16 protein-coding genes and 1 tRNA gene are annotated in these 16,640 nt (G+C 66.9%); 3 read left to right on the top strand and 14 right to left on the bottom strand.

From position 1 onward, the window contains the following. Window positions 1–23: 23 nt before the first annotated feature. From FBZ87_RS08900 to FBZ87_RS08875, 6 genes are all read right to left on the bottom strand, one after another. Window positions 24–1,142 carry a DNA polymerase III subunit delta' gene (locus FBZ87_RS08900; RefSeq protein ID WP_145609995.1) on the bottom strand — a complete coding sequence of 373 codons (1,119 nt, stop codon included), beginning with the start codon at window positions 1,140–1,142 and terminating at the stop codon, window positions 24–26. Then, a complete protein-coding gene (gene tmk, locus FBZ87_RS08895) occupies window positions 1,142–1,786 on the bottom strand; it encodes a dTMP kinase (RefSeq protein WP_145609994.1) in 645 nt (214 codons plus the stop codon). Before tmk ends, FBZ87_RS08900 begins: the two co-directional genes overlap by 1 nt. Window positions 1,787–1,794: 8 nt before the next feature. Beyond that, window positions 1,795–2,967: a D-alanyl-D-alanine carboxypeptidase family protein gene (locus tag FBZ87_RS08890; protein ID WP_145609993.1), complete on the bottom strand. Its 1,173-nt coding sequence runs from the start codon at window positions 2,965–2,967 to the stop codon at window positions 1,795–1,797. Window positions 2,968–3,155: 188 nt separating this feature from the next. Beyond that, window positions 3,156–4,247 carry a septal ring lytic transglycosylase RlpA family protein gene (locus FBZ87_RS08885; protein ID WP_145609992.1) on the bottom strand — a complete coding sequence of 364 codons (1,092 nt, stop codon included), beginning with the start codon at window positions 4,245–4,247 and terminating at the stop codon, window positions 3,156–3,158. Between the two features lie 43 nt (window positions 4,248–4,290). Further along, entirely contained in the window at window positions 4,291–5,400 is a 1,110-nt protein-coding gene (locus FBZ87_RS08880; RefSeq protein ID WP_246134309.1) for a lytic murein transglycosylase, read from the bottom strand. Window positions 5,401–5,451: 51 nt separating this feature from the next. Then, window positions 5,452–6,264 (bottom strand): YdcF family protein, encoded by an 813-nt coding sequence (locus tag FBZ87_RS08875; protein ID WP_145609991.1) that lies wholly within the window; start codon window positions 6,262–6,264, stop codon window positions 5,452–5,454. Window positions 6,265–6,556: 292 nt separating this feature from the next. Between FBZ87_RS08875 and FBZ87_RS08870 the strand changes: the two genes are divergently transcribed. Further along, window positions 6,557–7,801, top strand: coding sequence for a putative bifunctional diguanylate cyclase/phosphodiesterase (locus FBZ87_RS08870; RefSeq protein WP_186454664.1), 1,245 nt, complete (start codon window positions 6,557–6,559; stop codon window positions 7,799–7,801). 64 nt (window positions 7,802–7,865) lie between these two features. On the opposite strand, the gene FBZ87_RS08865 is transcribed toward FBZ87_RS08870, so the two are convergent. From FBZ87_RS08865 to FBZ87_RS08855, 4 genes are all read right to left on the bottom strand, one after another. Continuing rightward, window positions 7,866–8,243, bottom strand: coding sequence for a PilZ domain-containing protein (locus FBZ87_RS08865; protein ID WP_145609989.1), 378 nt, complete (start codon window positions 8,241–8,243; stop codon window positions 7,866–7,868). Window positions 8,244–8,463: 220 nt separating this feature from the next. Continuing rightward, window positions 8,464–8,598: a hypothetical protein gene (locus tag FBZ87_RS30035; RefSeq protein ID WP_281288945.1), complete on the bottom strand. Its 135-nt coding sequence runs from the start codon at window positions 8,596–8,598 to the stop codon at window positions 8,464–8,466. Window positions 8,599–8,863: 265 nt separating this feature from the next. Beyond that, window positions 8,864–9,631 (bottom strand): phosphatase PAP2 family protein, encoded by a 768-nt coding sequence (locus FBZ87_RS08860; protein ID WP_145609988.1) that lies wholly within the window; start codon window positions 9,629–9,631, stop codon window positions 8,864–8,866. Window positions 9,632–9,895: 264 nt separating this feature from the next. Next, window positions 9,896–10,354, bottom strand: coding sequence for a nucleotide triphosphate diphosphatase NUDT15 (locus FBZ87_RS08855; RefSeq protein WP_145609987.1), 459 nt, complete (start codon window positions 10,352–10,354; stop codon window positions 9,896–9,898). Between the two features lie 104 nt (window positions 10,355–10,458). On the opposite strand from FBZ87_RS08855, the gene FBZ87_RS08850 reads away from it, so the two are divergent. Further along, entirely contained in the window at window positions 10,459–11,151 is a 693-nt protein-coding gene (locus FBZ87_RS08850) for an SOS response-associated peptidase (RefSeq protein WP_145609986.1), read from the top strand. Between the two features lie 2 nt (window positions 11,152–11,153). Here FBZ87_RS08850 and FBZ87_RS08845 read toward each other — a convergent pair whose 3' ends face one another. The 4 genes from FBZ87_RS08845 to gyrA form a co-directional block, all read right to left on the bottom strand. Beyond that, window positions 11,154–11,990: a SphA family protein gene (locus FBZ87_RS08845; protein ID WP_186454663.1), complete on the bottom strand. Its 837-nt coding sequence runs from the start codon at window positions 11,988–11,990 to the stop codon at window positions 11,154–11,156. Between the two features lie 279 nt (window positions 11,991–12,269). Next, window positions 12,270–12,345: transfer RNA gene (locus FBZ87_RS08840), tRNA-Lys, on the bottom strand. A 167-nt stretch (window positions 12,346–12,512) separates the two neighbouring features. Then, window positions 12,513–13,070, bottom strand: coding sequence for a pantetheine-phosphate adenylyltransferase (coaD, locus tag FBZ87_RS08835; protein WP_145609984.1), 558 nt, complete (start codon window positions 13,068–13,070; stop codon window positions 12,513–12,515). Window positions 13,071–13,169: 99 nt separating this feature from the next. After that, on the bottom strand, window positions 13,170–15,977 hold the full coding sequence (gene gyrA, locus FBZ87_RS08830) for a DNA gyrase subunit A (protein ID WP_145609983.1): 2,808 nt from the start codon (window positions 15,975–15,977) through the stop codon (window positions 13,170–13,172). Window positions 15,978–16,209: 232 nt separating this feature from the next. Between gyrA and FBZ87_RS08825 the strand changes: the two genes are divergently transcribed. Continuing rightward, window positions 16,210–16,617 carry a VOC family protein gene (locus FBZ87_RS08825; protein ID WP_186454662.1) on the top strand — a complete coding sequence of 136 codons (408 nt, stop codon included), beginning with the start codon at window positions 16,210–16,212 and terminating at the stop codon, window positions 16,615–16,617. Window positions 16,618–16,640 lie beyond the last annotated feature (23 nt).

Here is a 16,640-nt window from a genome sequence, read left to right as displayed (position 1 = left end):
TCTGTGCGACCGCTTTTCAGCGTTCAGGAGGCCGCCGCCTCGATCGTGCGCAGCGCGCTCAACATCACCTGCTTGCGATCGAGATTGGCGCCTTCCGCCTTGGCGAACAGGCGGTTGACGTTGTCCCATACCTCCATCCAGCGATCAAGCGCACGATCCCGGCGTGCCGCGAAGGACAGACGTTCCATCAGGGCCGCTTCGCCCTCCACGATCTCGGCCGCCGCCTGGTCGCGGGCCAGCGCGCGGTTGAAGCGGGCCAGCCACCACAGCAGCAGGTCGGTCGTCGTCTCCCACACCGTGTCCTGGCCGGCGCGGGCCACCTGGTCGGCCAGGGCATGGGCGGCGGCCAGATCCAGGCGCGGCAGGGTATCCAGCACGCCCAGCAGCACGCGGTAGAGGTCCAGTCCGCCGGCGGCGGCCAGGTCCAGGCCCCGGCCGATGCTTCCGTCCGACAGGGTGGTCAGCGCCGCGGCGTCGCCCATCTCCAGATCCGGCATCATGCGGTTGACCAGGCTGCGCACCGTGGTGGTGGGCAAGGGCTCCAGCATCAGGGTGCGGGTACGCGAGCGGATGGTGGGCAGCAGTGCGCCGGGGTTGTCCGCCACCAGAAGGATCAGCGCGCGGGGCGGCGGTTCCTCCAGGATCTTCAGGATGGCGTTTTGGCCGCTGGGGTTCATCTGGTCGGCGCCGTCCACGACCACGATGCGCCAGCCGCCCTCCGCCGCCGTCAGCCGCAGGAAAGGGGCGATGCGCCGCACCTCCTCCACCGGCAGGTCGCGCTTGAAGCGCTTGCGCTTGTCATCCCAGGTGCGCTGGATGGTCAGCAGGTCGCCGTGCGCGCCGGCGGCCACGCGCCGGGCAATGGGGTTCTCGGGCGAGACGTACAGGCTGGTGGGCGGCGGCGGGGCGCCGAACAAGCCATCATCCTGCGGTTCCGCCCCGCCAGACAGCAGGAAGCGGGCGAAACGATAGGCCAGCGTCGCCTTGCCGATGCCGGGCGGCCCGCCGATCAGCCAGGCGTGGTGCAGCCGTCCGCCGGTGGCGGCCTTCAGCAACGTCTGCTCCGCCGCCGCATGGCCCATCAGGTCGTGCGTGGCGATGGGGGCCGGCACGCTTTCCCGGTCGAACGCCGGCGCCGGCATCAGGCGGCCCTCCCGAGCGGGCCCAGGCGCTGCTCCACCACCGCCAGCAGTCGGGCCTGGATGGCGGCGATGTCGCCGGTGGCGTCGATCACGGCGCAGCGGCCGGGGTCGTGGGCGGCGATGTCCAGGAAGCCCTGGCGCAGGCGTTCATGGAAAGCCCGGCCCATGCGCTCATACCGGTCTTCGGCGCCGGGCCGTGATCCAGCACGCGCCAGACCGGCCTCGACCGGCAGATCCAGCACCAAGGTCAGGTCGGGCATAAGGCCGCCGGTGGACAGGCGGTGCAGATCGGCCAGGACGCGCCGGTCCACGCCCATGGCGTAGCCCTGATAGGCCACGGTGCTGTCGACATAGCGGTCGCACAGCACCCAGGCACCCCGGGCCAGGGCCGGGCGCACCAGCGCCTCGACATTTTCATGCCGGGCGGCGTTATGCAGCAGTGCCTCGGTCAGGCGCTGCCAAGGCGTGTCACCGGCCACCAGCAGACCCCGGATGGCGGCGGCGCCGTCGGAACCGCCGCCTGGCTCGCGGGTGGTCACCACCTCCAGCCCCCGGTTGGCCAGGGCCTGGGCCAGCAGGCGGATCTGGGTGGACTTGCCCGCCCCCTCCCCGCCCTCAAGGGTGATGAACCGGCCGGTCGCCATCAGCCGCCTCAGCTGCCGAAGATCATGCGGTGCAGGCCGGCGCCCATGCGGCCGAACAGGCCCAGGCGCGGCACATCGTTGGCCGCCTGCAACGGGATCTCCAGGGTCTGCAGGTCCGGCGCCGTCACCTTCAGGGTGGCGACGGTGGCGCCCTTGGCAACCGGGGCGGCCAGCGGCAGCTGCGTCACCACGGCCACCTTCATGGCACGGCGCTGTTCGGCGGTCAGGGTGATCTTCAGGGCGTCGGGGAGGACCACCGGCACGGTGTCGGCGGTGCCCAGCGACACCGGCAGTGTGTCCACGGTCTCGCCCGCCTTGAATAGGGCATAGTCGTCGAACTCGTGGAAGCCCCATTCCAGGATGCGGGCGGGTTCATCCGCGCGGCTCTGCATGCTGGTCAGGCCGTTGATCACCAGCACCAGGCGGCGGTCGCCGCGCTTGGCCGAGGCGATCAGGCCGTAGCCGCCCGCTTCGGTATGGCCGGTCTTCAGGCCGTCCACGCCCATGTTGCGGTACAGCAGCGGGTTGCGGTTGCCCTGCTTGATCTTGTTGTAGGTGAACTCCAGCTCCGAGAAATAGTGATAGTACTCGGGGAAGTCGTGGATGGTGCGGATGGCCAGGATGGCCAGGTCGTGCGCGGTGGAATAGTGGTTGGCGTCCGGCAGGCCGGCAGCGTTGGTGAAGTTGCTGTCCTTCATGCCCATGTCGTGGGCGCGCTTGGTCATGTTGCGGCAGAAGGCTTCCTCCGTGCCGCCCAGGCCTTCCGCCAGAACGATGGTGGCGTCATTGCCGGACTGCACCAGCACGCCGCGGATCAGATCCTCCACCTTCACGTTGGCGCCCAGCGGCAGGTACATGGTGGAGCCTTCGGTCTTGGCGCCGCCCAGTTCCCAGGCGCGGCGGCTGACCGGCAGACTATCCTCCAGCGACAGCTTGCCGTTCTTCAGCCGGTCGAAGACCATGTACATGGTCATGACCTTGCTCATCGACGACGTCGGCATGTGCTGGTCGGCGTTCTTGGCGAACAGGACGGTGCCGGTGTCGGCATCCATCAGGATGGCCTGGCGCGCCTCGGTATCGATGGTGGCCGCGTGCCCCACGCTGCTCAACAGACCGCCCAGCAGCCCTATAACCAGGGCGGCCTTAACCGCGCCGCGCGACGCCAAAACCTTCAGTTCCATGTCTCTTCTATCCCGACTGCGTGTCCGATAGCTCTAATAGCCTTAAAGCATGCGGGGGCACTGATGCCCCATGAATGGCCGTCCATGCCAGTCTCCAGACGGCCTATGGCCAAAATGTCCCAACCGGCGGCGACCCTGGTGAACAGGGTGCGGCGGCCGGCGGCGACATTTCAAGCTTAACCCGCGCCTTACTCGACGATCACCCGGGCGCCGTTGTTGCCGGCGGCCACCACCTGGTCCAGCACCTGGTCGGCCTGTTCGGGCGTGTCCAGCGGGCCGACGCGGACGCGGAAGAACTGCGTGCCATTGACCATGCTGGGCGCCAGGAAGGACGGGCCGATGCTGGCCAGCCGGGCGCGCAGCTTGTTGGCGTTGTCGAACAGGGTGAAGGACCCGGCCTGTACATAGATGCGCTTCGGCCCCGGGCCGACAGCGACCTGTTGCACCACCGGCGCCGGCAGGAAGCGGCCGTCCGGCTCCGTCGTGCCGGGAACGGTGGTGGGAGCCGGGACGGGCCGCGCCGGGGCCGGATTAGGCCCTTGCGCCGGCGGCAAGGCCTGGCCCTGCACCGTCACGCTAGGGCGCGGGGCGGCCTTGGGCACCGGGCTGCCATCCGCCATGGTGGTGGGCACGGGTGCCGTGCTGCTGGGCGGCGCGTTCAGGGCCACCTGGCCGCCGCCGGCCTGCATGGCCGCCGCCGCGATGGCGCGGCTTTCATCCGCCAGGATCTGCACCCGCACCTTGGCCGTTCCCTGCTGCTCCATGCCCAGCAGCTGGGCGGCACGACGGGACAGGTCGATGATGCGGCCGGCGGCGAAGGGGCCGCGGTCGTTGATGCGCACAACGATGGAACGGCCGTTGTCCAGGTTGGTCACCCGCACCAGGCTGGGCATGGGCAGGGTCTGGTGGGCCGCCGTCAGCTCGTTCTGGTCGAAGGTTTCGCCGTTGGCGGTGCGTTCCTGGTGGAACCCCGGGCCGTACCAACTGGCGATGCCGGTCTGGTCGTAATCATAATCGGCGCGCGGATAGTACCAGATGCCGCCGATCTGATAGGGGTTGCCCACCTTGTAAGTGGGCTGGCCCGCGCCGGCGGTCGACGGCGCCTGGGTCTTGATGGTGGCGGCGGGGCCGGGCGCCTCCTGCTTGTGGGCGCAGCCGGTCATCAGCAGCCCCGCCAGCGACGCCCCAGCCAGGGCGGACGCTTTCCAGGGGAACTGCCACGTCGATTCGTTGGCGGCGGCGGCCATCGCCGTCCGCCTCACCAGATTTGCCCGGCTCATCACTTGCACACCGCTATGGATTGTGGCTGCACCCTACAACATCTCACGGCGCCGCGCCAAGTTGATCGGCCAGCAAACCAACGGTGGTCGCGAAATAAGTGGACCGGTTCCAGTTCATGATGGTGCGATAGTTGTCATAGACCAGGAAGGCGCGACCGTCCGGCCCGTCAGGAATGACCAGCGAGGCCGACAGCGCGCGGGCCGGCAGTGGCTTGCCGTCCAGGGATCGCACCCCGGCCTTGGCCCATTCCGTCAGCGTGCGCTTCTTGTCCAGGCCGGCGGCCGCAGCCGCGTCCAGGCCTTTCGCGGGCAGCTTCACCTCACGGCCCCAGGTGGTGCCGGCGTCCCAGCCCACGGTGGACAGGTAGTTGGCGGCCGAGGCCAGCACGTCCGGTGTCCTGGTCCAGATGTCGCGCCGGCCGCAGCCGTCGAAGTCCTGCGCGAACTTGAAGAAGGCGCTGGGCATGAACTGCACCTGGCCCATGGCGCCGGCCCACGACCCCTTCATCGTGGCGGGGTCGACCTTGTCCTCCTCCACGATGCGCAGGGCCTGGATCAGCTCCTTGCGGAAATAAGCCGGGCGGCGGCCATCATGGGCCAGGGTCGCCAGGGCGTCGATGATGCGGAAACCGCCGGTGACACGGCCATAATTGGTCTCCAGCCCCCACAGCGCGACGATATACTGCGGCTGCACATGATACTTGGCGCTGACCTGGGCCAGCAGGGCCGCGTTCTGGCGCATCATGTCCCGCCCGCGCTGGATGCGGTCCTTGGTCAGGACGCGGTCGGCGTAGGTGGCGAAGGTGACCGTGCCTTCCGGCTGCTTGCGGTCCAGGTCGATGACGCGCGGCAGTTCCTGCACATTGGCCAGCGCGAGGTCCAGGGTGGCCTTGGAGATGCCCTGGGCCTGCGCTTCCTGCCGCACGCCGTCCAGCCAGCGCGCGAAGTCCGCCTGCTGTTCCGGCGTGATGACGGTGGGGGCGGGCGCCGGGGGGGCCGGGGGTTGCGCCGGCGCGGGCGGGGGTGCCGGTGGCTGCTGGGCGTTCGCCGCCGCCGGCGGCCCGCCGGCGCACCCTGTCAGCAACAGCGCCGACAGCAGGCCGATGCCGGCGCTGCGGGACAGGAGGGGGCGGCTGGCGGGAAAGCGGGTCACAGGCGAAATCCTCGGGCAAGCGGGAAAGGTGGTCGAAAACTAGAAATGAAATCAGGGCGTTTTGGTGGCGCCGTCCGGCGCCGGGAACAGGCTGTCGGTACGGCCCAGCAGTCGGTAGGCCAGCAGTCCGATGTATTCGTGCACCGACTGCGACAGCAGTTCCAGCCCGCGCAGCAGATCGAAGTCCGGCCGGTACAGCAGGGTCTTGGGCGCCCGGATGTCCACCGGGTAGGCCACCACCGGCCAGCCGACATGGCGGAAGATGCCCACCGAGCGCGGCATATGGAAGGCCGATGTCACCAGTAGCCAGGTCTGACCGGGCTGCGGATGCATCAGGTCACGGCTGAACAGCGCGTTTTCCCAGGTGTTGCGCGACTCCCCCTCGAAGGTCACGCGGGTGATGTCCATACCGATCTCTTCCAGGGCGGCGCGGGCCACCGGCGCCTCCTTCTCATCGGGATCGCGCAGTTCCCCAGAACCGCCGGAGAAGATGATGCGGGCGTCGGGATAGCGGCGGGCCAGGTCGGGGATCACCATCAGCCGCTCCGCCGCGGCGTTCACCTCGGGCTGGCCCGTCTCGGCCGTCGCCACCTGGTCGACGGACCCGCCCAGGACGATGATGCCGTCGACATGGGCGGGCAAGCCCGCAGGCGCCGGAAAGCGCTGCTCCAGCGTGCGCATGCTCCACGCCCCGACGGGCAGCACGGCGATGATGGCCAGCCCCACGGCCGCGGACCGGGCGCAGAGCAGGGACCGGCGCGCCCTGAAGCCGCCGGTTGCAAAAAGGCCAACCAACAAAAACAAAAGCAATAGGTTGCCGGGCGCCGTCAGCGCCCAGAAGATCTTGGACAGGGCAAAACTCAAGGCATTTGCCTCCCATAATCATTGAGCGGGAAAGCCTAGGCCTGGCAGGCCTACTCCTGTAACCGCCCTACCCCTGTAACCGGCGCTTCAGGCCAGAGCTGCCCGGATACCGTCAGATTCCATCGTATTTTTCGAATATTGCATGGATGGCGCAGTTTCCTCATGCGGTCGGGACAGAAAATGGTCTAAGGTCAAACCCAATCGAGAACAAGCCGGCCTAGCCCTGATCGTGACCGATGCCTGCCTGACCGTCGTCGCCAGAACCGACGCTGCACCTCCCGGTGCCGGTGCCATGCAGGATATTTCCGTCTTCACCCGCCGTATCGATGATCATTTGGCCAGCCACAGCGGCCCCTGCGCAGTGCTGGTCATCGAGATCTCCCGCATGGCGGAGCTGTACAAGCTGCTGGGCCAGCAGGCGCTGGACGCGTCCATGGCGGTCATGGCCGAGCGGGTCCTGGGCCTGTGCGGCAGCGCTGACGCCGTCTGCCGAATCGCCCGGGCACAGTTCGCCCTGTTCCTGCCCAACCTCAGCCATGCCAGCAAGGCGCTGTTCACCGCCTCCGCCCTGGCCGCCCGCATTGGGGAGCCCATCCTGGTGGAGGGGCGGCTCCTGTACATGGTGGCCAAGATCGGCGTGGCGGTGTCGCCCGACGACGGCACCAGCGGCCAGGCGCTGCTGCGGAACGCGGCCATCGCCCAGGGTGAGGTGGCGAAGTCCGGCTCCGCCCATTACCTGCACTATACCGAACAGATGCGGGAGCGGCTGCGCCACCAGCTGATCACGGAGACGGAGCTGCGCCAGGCCATCCTGGATGAGGCCTTCGTCCTGCATTACCAGCCCAAGGTGGCCATCGCCGACGGCACCCCCATTGGGGGGGAGGCGCTGATCCGCTGGCGCCATCCCACCCGCGGCCTGATCTATCCCATGGAATTCATTCCCATCGCCGAGGAGACGGGCCTGATGGTCCCCATCGGCGAATGGGCCCTGCGCGCCGCCTGCCGGCAGATCCAGACCTGGATAGAGGCCGGCCGCCAGCCGCTGCAGATCGCCGTCAACGTCTCGGAACGTCAGTTCCGCTGGGGCCACCTGCCTGCGCTGATCGACGTGTTGCTGCGGGAAACCGGCATCCCGCCCCACCTGCTGCAGCTGGAAATCACCGAATCAGTGCTGCCGGAGGATCTGGAGGGGGCCCTGCGCCAGATGGCGTGGATCGCCGATTGCGGCGTGGCCCTGGCGCTGGATGATTTCGGCACCGGTTATTCCTCGCTGTCCTACCTGCGCGAGTTGCCGCTGGATTGTTTGAAGGTCGACCGCAAGTTCGTGCAGGACATGGAACAGGACAGCGGCACCCGCCATATCGTCCAGGCCATCGTGGCCATGGCCAAGGCCATGGGCCTGAAGGTGGTCGCGGAGGGCGTGGAGACGGAAGGGGAGCGCAGCCTGCTGCGCGGGATGGGTGTGGAGGAAGGCCAGGGCTATCTGTTCGCCCGCCCCCTGCCCGTCAAGGAATTCGAGCTGTTCTGCGGGCTGTAGGCGCCGCAGCCGCGCCACCGGCGATCACTGTCATAGTTCGGGGCCAAATCGGGGCCAAGGCCCCTCAAGTGGGGGTGTGCGCGGCATCATCCCGGGCCGCCGAACCCGTGCCGCTGACGGCGCGAACCCAGCCGGCGACGATGGCGCCCACGCCGTCGCGCAGGAACTCGATGCCCACGCCGTTTTCGGTGCGGCGCACGATGCGGACGGCGGCGGCCACAGGCGCGCCCGGCAGGCGCAACACCCCCTCCGTTCCGATGGGCAGGTCAGGGTCTGGGACAAGAAAGGCACCGCCGGCGGAAACATCGGCGATACGGCAAGATACAAGGACGTCACCGCAACTCAACTGCACCTGGCTGTCAACGGACAGGCGGTCGTAGGTCCGGCGGTTGCTGGGCCGAACCAGATTGGACAGCACGCGTCTGATACCGCCCCAGGCCATTAACCCCTCCCCTGCAAAGTCAGGCGGGCCGACGGTTTCCCGAAAATAGGGTAGCGTAAGCCATACCGTGGCTGAAGTGTGCCGCCAAAGGCGTCGCGATACAAATGCCCGGGCGGAATGCCTTTCCCGCGAGGTTCTTGCACGGCGCGCATCTTTTGGTTCAGCGCCTGGGCCGTTGCTGTTGCGGAATGAGCGGGGTGATTGGGATTGAGCGCCAAGGTCAACCGAGATGCGCCCGCGCGGGGTGGTTCACGGGCCGTCCGTCGACCAGCTCCAGAACATAGGACTCAAGTTCCAGCCGTTCCTCAGGAGTGGCGTCGGCATACGCCCGGGTGCCGCGGATGCCCAGAAGCATTTCCGCTGCCCGTGTCAAGGCGATATCAGCCGCCATGCACGGATGTGCCGATCGGTTCTTGGGGGAGGTGCTCCCTATCGTTGCTGTGGGACCACCCCCGCGACCGTCATGAAGATCGGACATGGTCCACGGTCTCCTAGACAATTGTGGGCACTGATCTACAACGAAAGTTATTTATACAGGCTGCGAAACGGCCATGGAATTGTGACGGGCGGGCTATCTCCAAAGTGGCGCGGGGACGGGACCGCGCAGCAGCGCCGACGCCTCAGTTGGGCCGGGCCGCGGTTTCCACGGGCCCCAGCGCATACGGGGACGGATCGGCGTCGCCGTGATGGGCCTCCAGCACCTTGTGCACGGACTGGCCGATCATGCGGATCTCGTCGAACTGGGTGACCAACTCGAAACAAAACAGGAATGCCAGGGTATAACAGGGGGCGGGAAAGCGCATCATGACCCGCAGGATAGGGGTGGTGTACAGCGGCCGGACGGCGTCGCGGGTCATGACCAGGGTGATCAGCACGCCGATGATGGCGCCACCCAGCACGTCCGTGGGGTAGTGCAGCCCCAGATAAACCCGCACCGTGCAGACGAAGATGGCGGTGTAGGCCATGGCCAGCACACCGATCCGGCGCCAAACCAGGAAGATGCCGGTGGAAACCGCCATCCACAGCATGGCGTGATCGCTGGGAAATGAACTCCAGGTTCGCAGGATGGCTTCGCTGGTGCCGCTCAAGGGAAAGTGGAAGGGCACGGCGGGGTCGTAGATCGGGCGCTCCCGGAAAGGCAGGAAGTGAGCCAGCAGGCGCCCAACGCCCAGGGCCAGCAAGCCGCTGACGAAGGTGGCGATCACCATTTCCTTTTCCCACAGCCCGCGCCGCCCCCCCCGGAACCAGATCCACCAAAGGATGGCCACCGGGAAAAGGCCCTTGAACATCGAGAAGTCGGCGATGGTGCGGATTGCGTGGTTCACCACGTCCGAGGTGAAGGCGTGGGTGGTCAGGAATTCCTGGATGGCACTGTCGAAGCCGTTCATTTGTACGTTCTTCCTCCCTGGCCCCAATCGCCTCCTGCGGCGATCAGGCAAATCTCGGGCGTCGCCGGCCGCGATGACGGCCGGACGCGCGCTATTCCCCCTATTGCCCCGGAAATACCGGCGATGTCGGTCAGGCGACCCCGCGCCACCTCGACTCGCAACTGCCAACAAAATGTAACAAAAACTTTATATGGCGCGCGCAGCGTCGCCAAAGACGTTCTTTGGCAATAGGTCGTGGGTCACAGATTGGTCGCGCCGAACGACCTAGCGCGCCAAGGGCGCCGCCAGGGGCGTGTAGCTGCGCTGGGCGGCCCAGGCGTCCAAGGCCAGTTCCACCGGGCGGAACAGCGGCCGGGGTAGAGCGTCAAAGCCGTACCAGCCCCAATCCGCAATCTTGTGCGGTTCCAGCACCTGGGGCTCGCCCGGTTCCACCTCCTCGGCGATGAACTGGATGTCCACGTAGTGCTTGTCGTAGGCCAGGATGTTGTGCAGGCAGAGGAAGCGGAGGCGCCGCACCACCAAGCCGCATTCCTCCTTCACCTCGCGAATGGCGCATTCCTCGAAGGTCTCGCCATATTCCAGGTGGCCGCCGCACCAGGAATAGCTGCCGTCGCCATGGCTGTTGCGCCGACGGCCCAGCAGGATGCGGCCCTCACGCTGGATCAGGACCCCGATGCCGACCTTGGGCACGCCCGCAGCAGCGGAGGCTAGCGATTGGGTCATACTATAGCTCCGGATACTAGCTGTGGCGCATTTAGCCTTGGCAGCGGTATCATGCCGCCGCCCCGGTGCCAAGCGCCCGCCCACATTCCGGAGTCGTCCCCGCCATGTGCGGTCGTTATGCCGCCGTCACCCCGCCGCAGGCTATGGAGGCGCTGTTCCAGACCCTGGGCGCCCTGCCCAATTTCCCGGGCCGCTTCAACATCGCGCCGACGCAATCGGCGCCGGTGGTGCGCTGGAACGCGCAGACGCGGGAACGGCGTCTGGACATGCTGCGCTGGGGCCTGGTGCCGTCGTGGGCAGCGGATATGGCGGGGGGCGCCAAGATGATCAACGCCCGCTCGGAAAGCGTGACGGAAAAACCCACGTTCCGGCAGGCCTTCGCCCGGCGCCGCTGCCTGGTGCCGGTGACCGCCTTCTATGAATGGCGGGTGGAGAACGGTGCCAAGCAGGCCTATGCCATCGCCCCAGCCAACACGGATACCGCCGCCTTCGCCGGGTTGTGGGAGGGTTGGAAGGATCCAGCCAGCGGGGAGTGGGTGCGGACCTACACCATCCTGACCACGGCCGCCAACGATGCCATCGGCCACATCCACCACCGCATGCCGGTCATCCTGTCGCCCGGCCACTGGCCCGCCTGGCTGGGAGAGGCGGACGCCGATGCTTCCGCTCTGCTGGATTTGCTGCGCCCTTACCCCGCCAATGAGACCCGCTTCTGGGCTGTGGGGCCGCGCGTCGGCAACGTGCGCAATGACGACGCCGATCTCCTGGCCCCACAGGTCGCCGCAACCCTGTTCTGAGATCAGAGCCGCAGGCCCAACTGCATCCACAGGTTCTCGCCCTGGGCGCGATGTTCGGCCGCGAACTCGTGTTGCCAGGTGAAGGTCGCCTGCAGTGGCCCGATATCATGACTGATGGCGGGCCCCACCGCGAAGGCCTTGCCGCGATAGCCGTCGGTACCGATCTTCAGGCCATCCTGGGTGTCATCCTCATACTGGACGTAGAAATAGCCGGAGACGCCGAAGCGCCAGCCATCGACATTGCGCGCCACGGCGAAATCCAGATCGAAGTCCGACCCGGAGTGATAGCGCGTGGCGTCGTTGGTGGTGTTGAACGCCAGGCGCGGTGAAACCTGCGCCTGCCAGCCCTGCGGATCGATGTAGGCCAGGCCCAGCGTCGGCTGGAAGGACCAGACGTTGCGGCCGATGTTGGCCAGGGCGGCGGCGTTGTATTGGCCCACCGGCATGAAGATGTCGGTGCCCCACACCAGGGACAGGTTGGGACCCAGGCGCCAGCCCAGCATCAGCGGCGTGATGCCGATGTCCCCGAAGCCTAGCTTGCTGGTCTTCTGCCCTGCCACCTCGGCATGCAGGTCAACGATGGGCAGGATCACCTCGGACGCCACCTGCGCGCCGAATAGCCGATAGGGCGTGACCACGAAGCCGCGAAAGGTCTGCGAGACGGATTCGACACTGAACTCCAGGGGCAGCTTGTTGCCCGCGCCATCGTTCATCCGGTCGGCGGTGTAATAGTTAGGCTGGAATAGGATGTACTCACCCGGCGGCGGCATCGCGCCGGCCAGATAGATGCTGGCACCCGGCGGATAACTGTTGCCACCACTCTCGGTAGCCTGCGCCAAATTCACATTTGCAAACAAAACCGCGCACAAAAATGATGCGCACACCGCCCAGTTCTTCACAGAGCATATCCTCCTCATTTAACAGCCACATAGATGGCCGCTTTTTATTTTGATGAGGAGCAAATCAGCGGAAATATTGCCACCGGACAAGGTGCTTTATTCAATATGGCTTTATCGGTTTGACCGATACACCGTGCGGTTGCCAACGCGTGACGCCAATAGAAAGGGCTACGCACGCACGAGCCCGCCCGTCCAAAACTCGGCTAAGTCGTTGAAGATTGGTGATCCCGGTGGGATTCGAACCCACGACCCCATGATTAAAAGTCACGTGCTCTACCGGCTGAGCTACGGGATCGACCGCAGGGAAAACGCGTTGGTTTTCCGCGAACGAAGACGGAGCCTGGGGGCCCGTCCCGGTGTGGCGCGCACCATAATGACGGGTATGGGCGCGGTCAATGGAAAGCGGCGGGGCCCGGCACATCAACCGTGCATAGGGCCCCTGTCCGCAAAAAATCTTGGCGCTTATTCGCCGGCGCCGCCGGTGGCAGGCTCGACGCCCCCGCCCACCCCTTGCCGGGCGTCCTGAGCGAAACGCTCAGCCAGGCGATGGGCGACGCGCGGGCTGACGAAGTGGGCAATGTCGCCGCCCAGCCGCCCAATCTCCTTCACGAAGCGGGAGGAGATGAATTGATGCCGGTCCGACGCCATCAGGAACACGGTCTCAACCTGCGGGTTAAGGCGCGCGTTCATGCCGGCCATCTGGAATTCGTATTCGAAGTCCGAGACGGCACGTAGGCCGCGGATGATCACCTGGGCCTGACAGCCCACGGCGAAATTCATCAGCAGGGTGTCGAAGGGCCGCACCTCGACCGAGATGCCCTTGGCGGCCAGCGGCCCCAATTCGTCCTGCACCAGGGCCACGCGCTCCACCGTGGAGAACAACGGCCCCTTGCCGGCATTGCTGGCCACCCCGATGATCAGGTGATCGACCAGCTTGGCCGCCCGCTGGATGATGTCGAAATGCCCATTGGTGATGGGGTCGAAGGTGCCGGGATAAACCCCGATGCGACGCTCGCTCATCCTCGCCCCCGCTGATCCCATCCACCCATCGTGTCAGCTCCCTCCGCCGGCTTTGCCAAGGCGAGGTTCGAATCCCGGTGGGATTCGAACCTCCGGCCCTCAGTCGCCGGTTCCCTCGTTTGAACCATCCGGGGCCGAACCATCCGCGGCCGGGCCCGCGATGGCTTCAGCCGGCATGGCATCATCCGCCCCGCCGTCCTCCGTGCCGTCGTCCGCCAGCCGCGCGACCGACACCACGCCCTCGTCCGCCGACAGGCGGAACAGGGTGACGCCCTTGCTCTTGCGCGCGGTGATGCGCACGTCGTGCACCGGCATGCGGATGACCTGGCCGCCGTTGCTGACCATCATCACCTGGTCGGTCTCGGCGATGGGGAACACGGCGGCGATGGCCCTGTTGCGGGCCCCCATGTCCATGTTCCAGATGCCCTGGCCGCCACGTCCCGTCAGGCGGTACTCATAGGCCGAGGTGCGTTTGCCGAAACCCTGGACCGATACCGTCAGCAGGAACTCCTCGCGCGCCTTCATCTCGGCATAGAGCTCAGGCGGCAGGGTTCCGACATCCCCGATGACCTCGGGGTCGACGTCGGCGGCCTCCTCGACCTCCTCACCCTGCTGGCGGCGCTCAGCGCTGGCCTGCTTCAGGTAGGCGGCGCGATCCTCCGCCGTGTACTCGGTGTGGTGCAGGATGGACAGGCCAATGACCTCGTCCCCCTCGGCCAGGCGGATGCCGCGCACGCCGGTGGAGGTGCGGCCGGCGAAGACGCGGACGTCCACCACCGGGAAGCGGATGCAGCGGCCCAGGCGCGTGGCCAACAGCACGTCGTCCGCCTCGCCGCAGGTGCGCGCGGCGACCAGCAGCTCACCCTCTTCCTCCAGCTTCATGGCGATCAGGCCATTGGCGCGGATGTTGGTGAAGTCGGACAGCTTGTTGCGGCGGACGTTACCGTGACTGGTGACGAACAGCACGTTCAGGTCGCCCCAGCTGGCCTCATCCTCAGGCATGGGCATCACGGTGGTGATGACCTCGCCATCCTCCAGCGGCAGCAGGTTCACCAGGGCCTTGCCCCGGGTCTGCGGCTGGCCCAGCGGCAGGCGCCAGACCTTCAGCTTGTAGACCATGCCGCGGTTGGTGAAGAGCAGCATGGGCGTGTGGGTGTTGGCGACGAACAGGTCGCTGACCGTATCCTCCGCCTTCAGCTGCATGCCGCTGCGGCCCTTGCCGCCGCGTGCCTGCGCCCGGTAGGTCGAGACCGGCACGCGCTTGATGTAGCCGCCCTGCGTGACGATGACGACCATGTCCTCGCGCTGGATCAGGTCCTCTATGTCCGCTTCGAACTCCAGGTCCTCGATCTTGGTGCGACGGGGCGTGTCGAAGCGCGCCTTCACCTCCACCAGTTCATTGCGCAGGATGTCCAGCAGCAGCGGACGGGAAGACAGGATTTCCAGGAAGTGGCGGATCTGCTCCACCACCGCCGTCAGGTCGGCGCCGATCTTGTCGCGCTCCAGCCCGGTCAGGCGGTGCAGGCGCAGTTCCAGGATGGCCTTGGCCTGGGCCTCCGACAGGCGGTAGGTCCCGGCCTCCGACAGGCCGCGGCCCGGCTCGTCGATCAGGGTGATCAGCGGCGCCACGTCGTTGGCCGGCCATTCGCGGGCCACCATTTCCTCGCGCGCCGACTGCGGATCGGGCGCGCGGCGGATCAGGGCGATCATCTCGTCCAGGTTGGCCACGGCCACGCCCAGGCCCACCAAGGTGTGGGCGCGCTCGCGCGCCTTGCCCAGCTCGAACTCGGTACGGCGGGTGATGACCTGCTCGCGGAACTTCACGAAAGCCGCGATGATGTCCTTCAGGTTCATCAGCTCCGGCCGGCCGCCGTTCAGGGCCAGGGTGTTGACGCCGAAGGAGGTCTGCAGCGGCGTGTGGCGGAACAGCTGGTTCATCACCACGTCGGCCACGGCGTCGCGCTTCAGCTCCACCACCACGCGCACGCCGTCGCGGTCGGACTCGTCACGGACGTCGGAGATGCCCTCGACCAGCTTCTCCTGCACCACCTCAGCGATGCGCTCGATCAGCTTGGCCTTGTTCACCTGGTAGGGGATCTCAGTGAAGACGATGGCCCAGCGGTCCTTGCGGATCTCCTCGATCTCGCTCTTCGCGCGCATGACGACGGAGCCGCGGCCCGTCTCGAACGCGGAGCGGATGCCCGAACGGCCCAGGATCAGGGCGCCGGTGGGGAAGTCCGGGCCGGGGACGATCTCCATCAGCTCCGGGATGGTGATGTCCGGGTTGTCGACATAGGCGCAACAGGCGTCGATCACCTCGCCCAGGTTATGGGGCGGGATGTTGGTGGCCATGCCCACGGCGATGCCGCCGGCGCCGTTGACCAGCAGGTTGGGGAAGCGCGACGGCAGGACGGTCGGTTCATCCTTCGACTCGTCGTAGTTCTTCTGCCAGTCGATCGTGTCCTTATCGATATCGTCCAGCATCGCCTCGGCCGACTTGGCCAGGCGGGCTTCGGTGTATCGCATGGCCGCGGCGCGGTCGCCGTCCATGGAGCCGAAGTTGCCCTGGCCGTCGATCAGCGGCAGGCGCATGGAGAAATCCTGGGCCATGCGGACCATGGCCTCGTAGATCGAGCTGTCGCCATGGGGGTGGTAGTTACCCATGACGTCGCCGACCGCCTTGGCCGATTTGCGGTACGGCTTGGTGCTGTCGTAGCCGCTTTCCTTCATCGCGTAGAGGATGCGGCGGTGCACCGGCTTCAGGCCGTCCCGCACGTCGGGAAGCGCGCGGCTCACGATCACGCTCATGGCGTAATCGAGATAGCTGCTGCGCATCTCCTCTTCGATGGCGATGGGGGTGATGTCGCTGGCGGGAGGGGCCGCGGGGGGCGTCGGAGTCGTGACCAAACCAGAATCCAAAAGCAAGGAAAACCAAGCCTCACGGGTGGCTGCACAGCCGCCCGCAGGCGATGGGGATCGGCCGCTTTTCTAGCATCATTCGCGCATGCGAACAATGAAACCGGCACGCCGCGTATCTCTATGGTACCCGCGTACGCGCGCGACTCGGCTGCGGGGTTCCGCAGCCCCCACCCCGGCGCTACAGTGCGCGGGCGTTTCCCCCCGCTCACGGCCCCGCCCCATGACTCCGCCCTTCACCCCGCGCGGCTTCGACCATCTGGCCCTGCCCGTCACCGACATCGCCGCCAGCCTGGCCTTCTACCGCGACATCCTGGGATGCCCGATGACGGCGGAATGGCCGGAGGATGCGCTGGTGCGGCTGCGGGTGGGCGACGCCGACCTGTTCCTGGTGGACGTGACGGTGCCGGAAGGGGCTTGGGCCCAGCCGCCGGCGGGGCCGGGCCGCAACCTGGACCACCTGTGCATCGCCCTGGCCCCCTGCGACGAGGCGGCGGTGCGTGGGCATCTGGCCGCCCATGGCCTGGACATCATCGAGGAGCGTGTGGGCGACAACCGCCATGGGCCCACCCTTTCGCTCTATGTCCGCGACCCCCAGGGCACGCAGGTGGAATTGCTGCTGCCCCGCTGAAAGTCGCTAAAGAATCCGACAGC

This window comes from Nitrospirillum amazonense, from assembly GCF_007828035.1.
Taxonomy (GTDB): domain Bacteria; phylum Pseudomonadota; class Alphaproteobacteria; order Azospirillales; family Azospirillaceae; genus Nitrospirillum; species Nitrospirillum amazonense.
The sequence above is the reverse complement of the archived record's forward strand: the minus strand, read 5'-3'. Positions and strand labels throughout refer to the sequence as shown.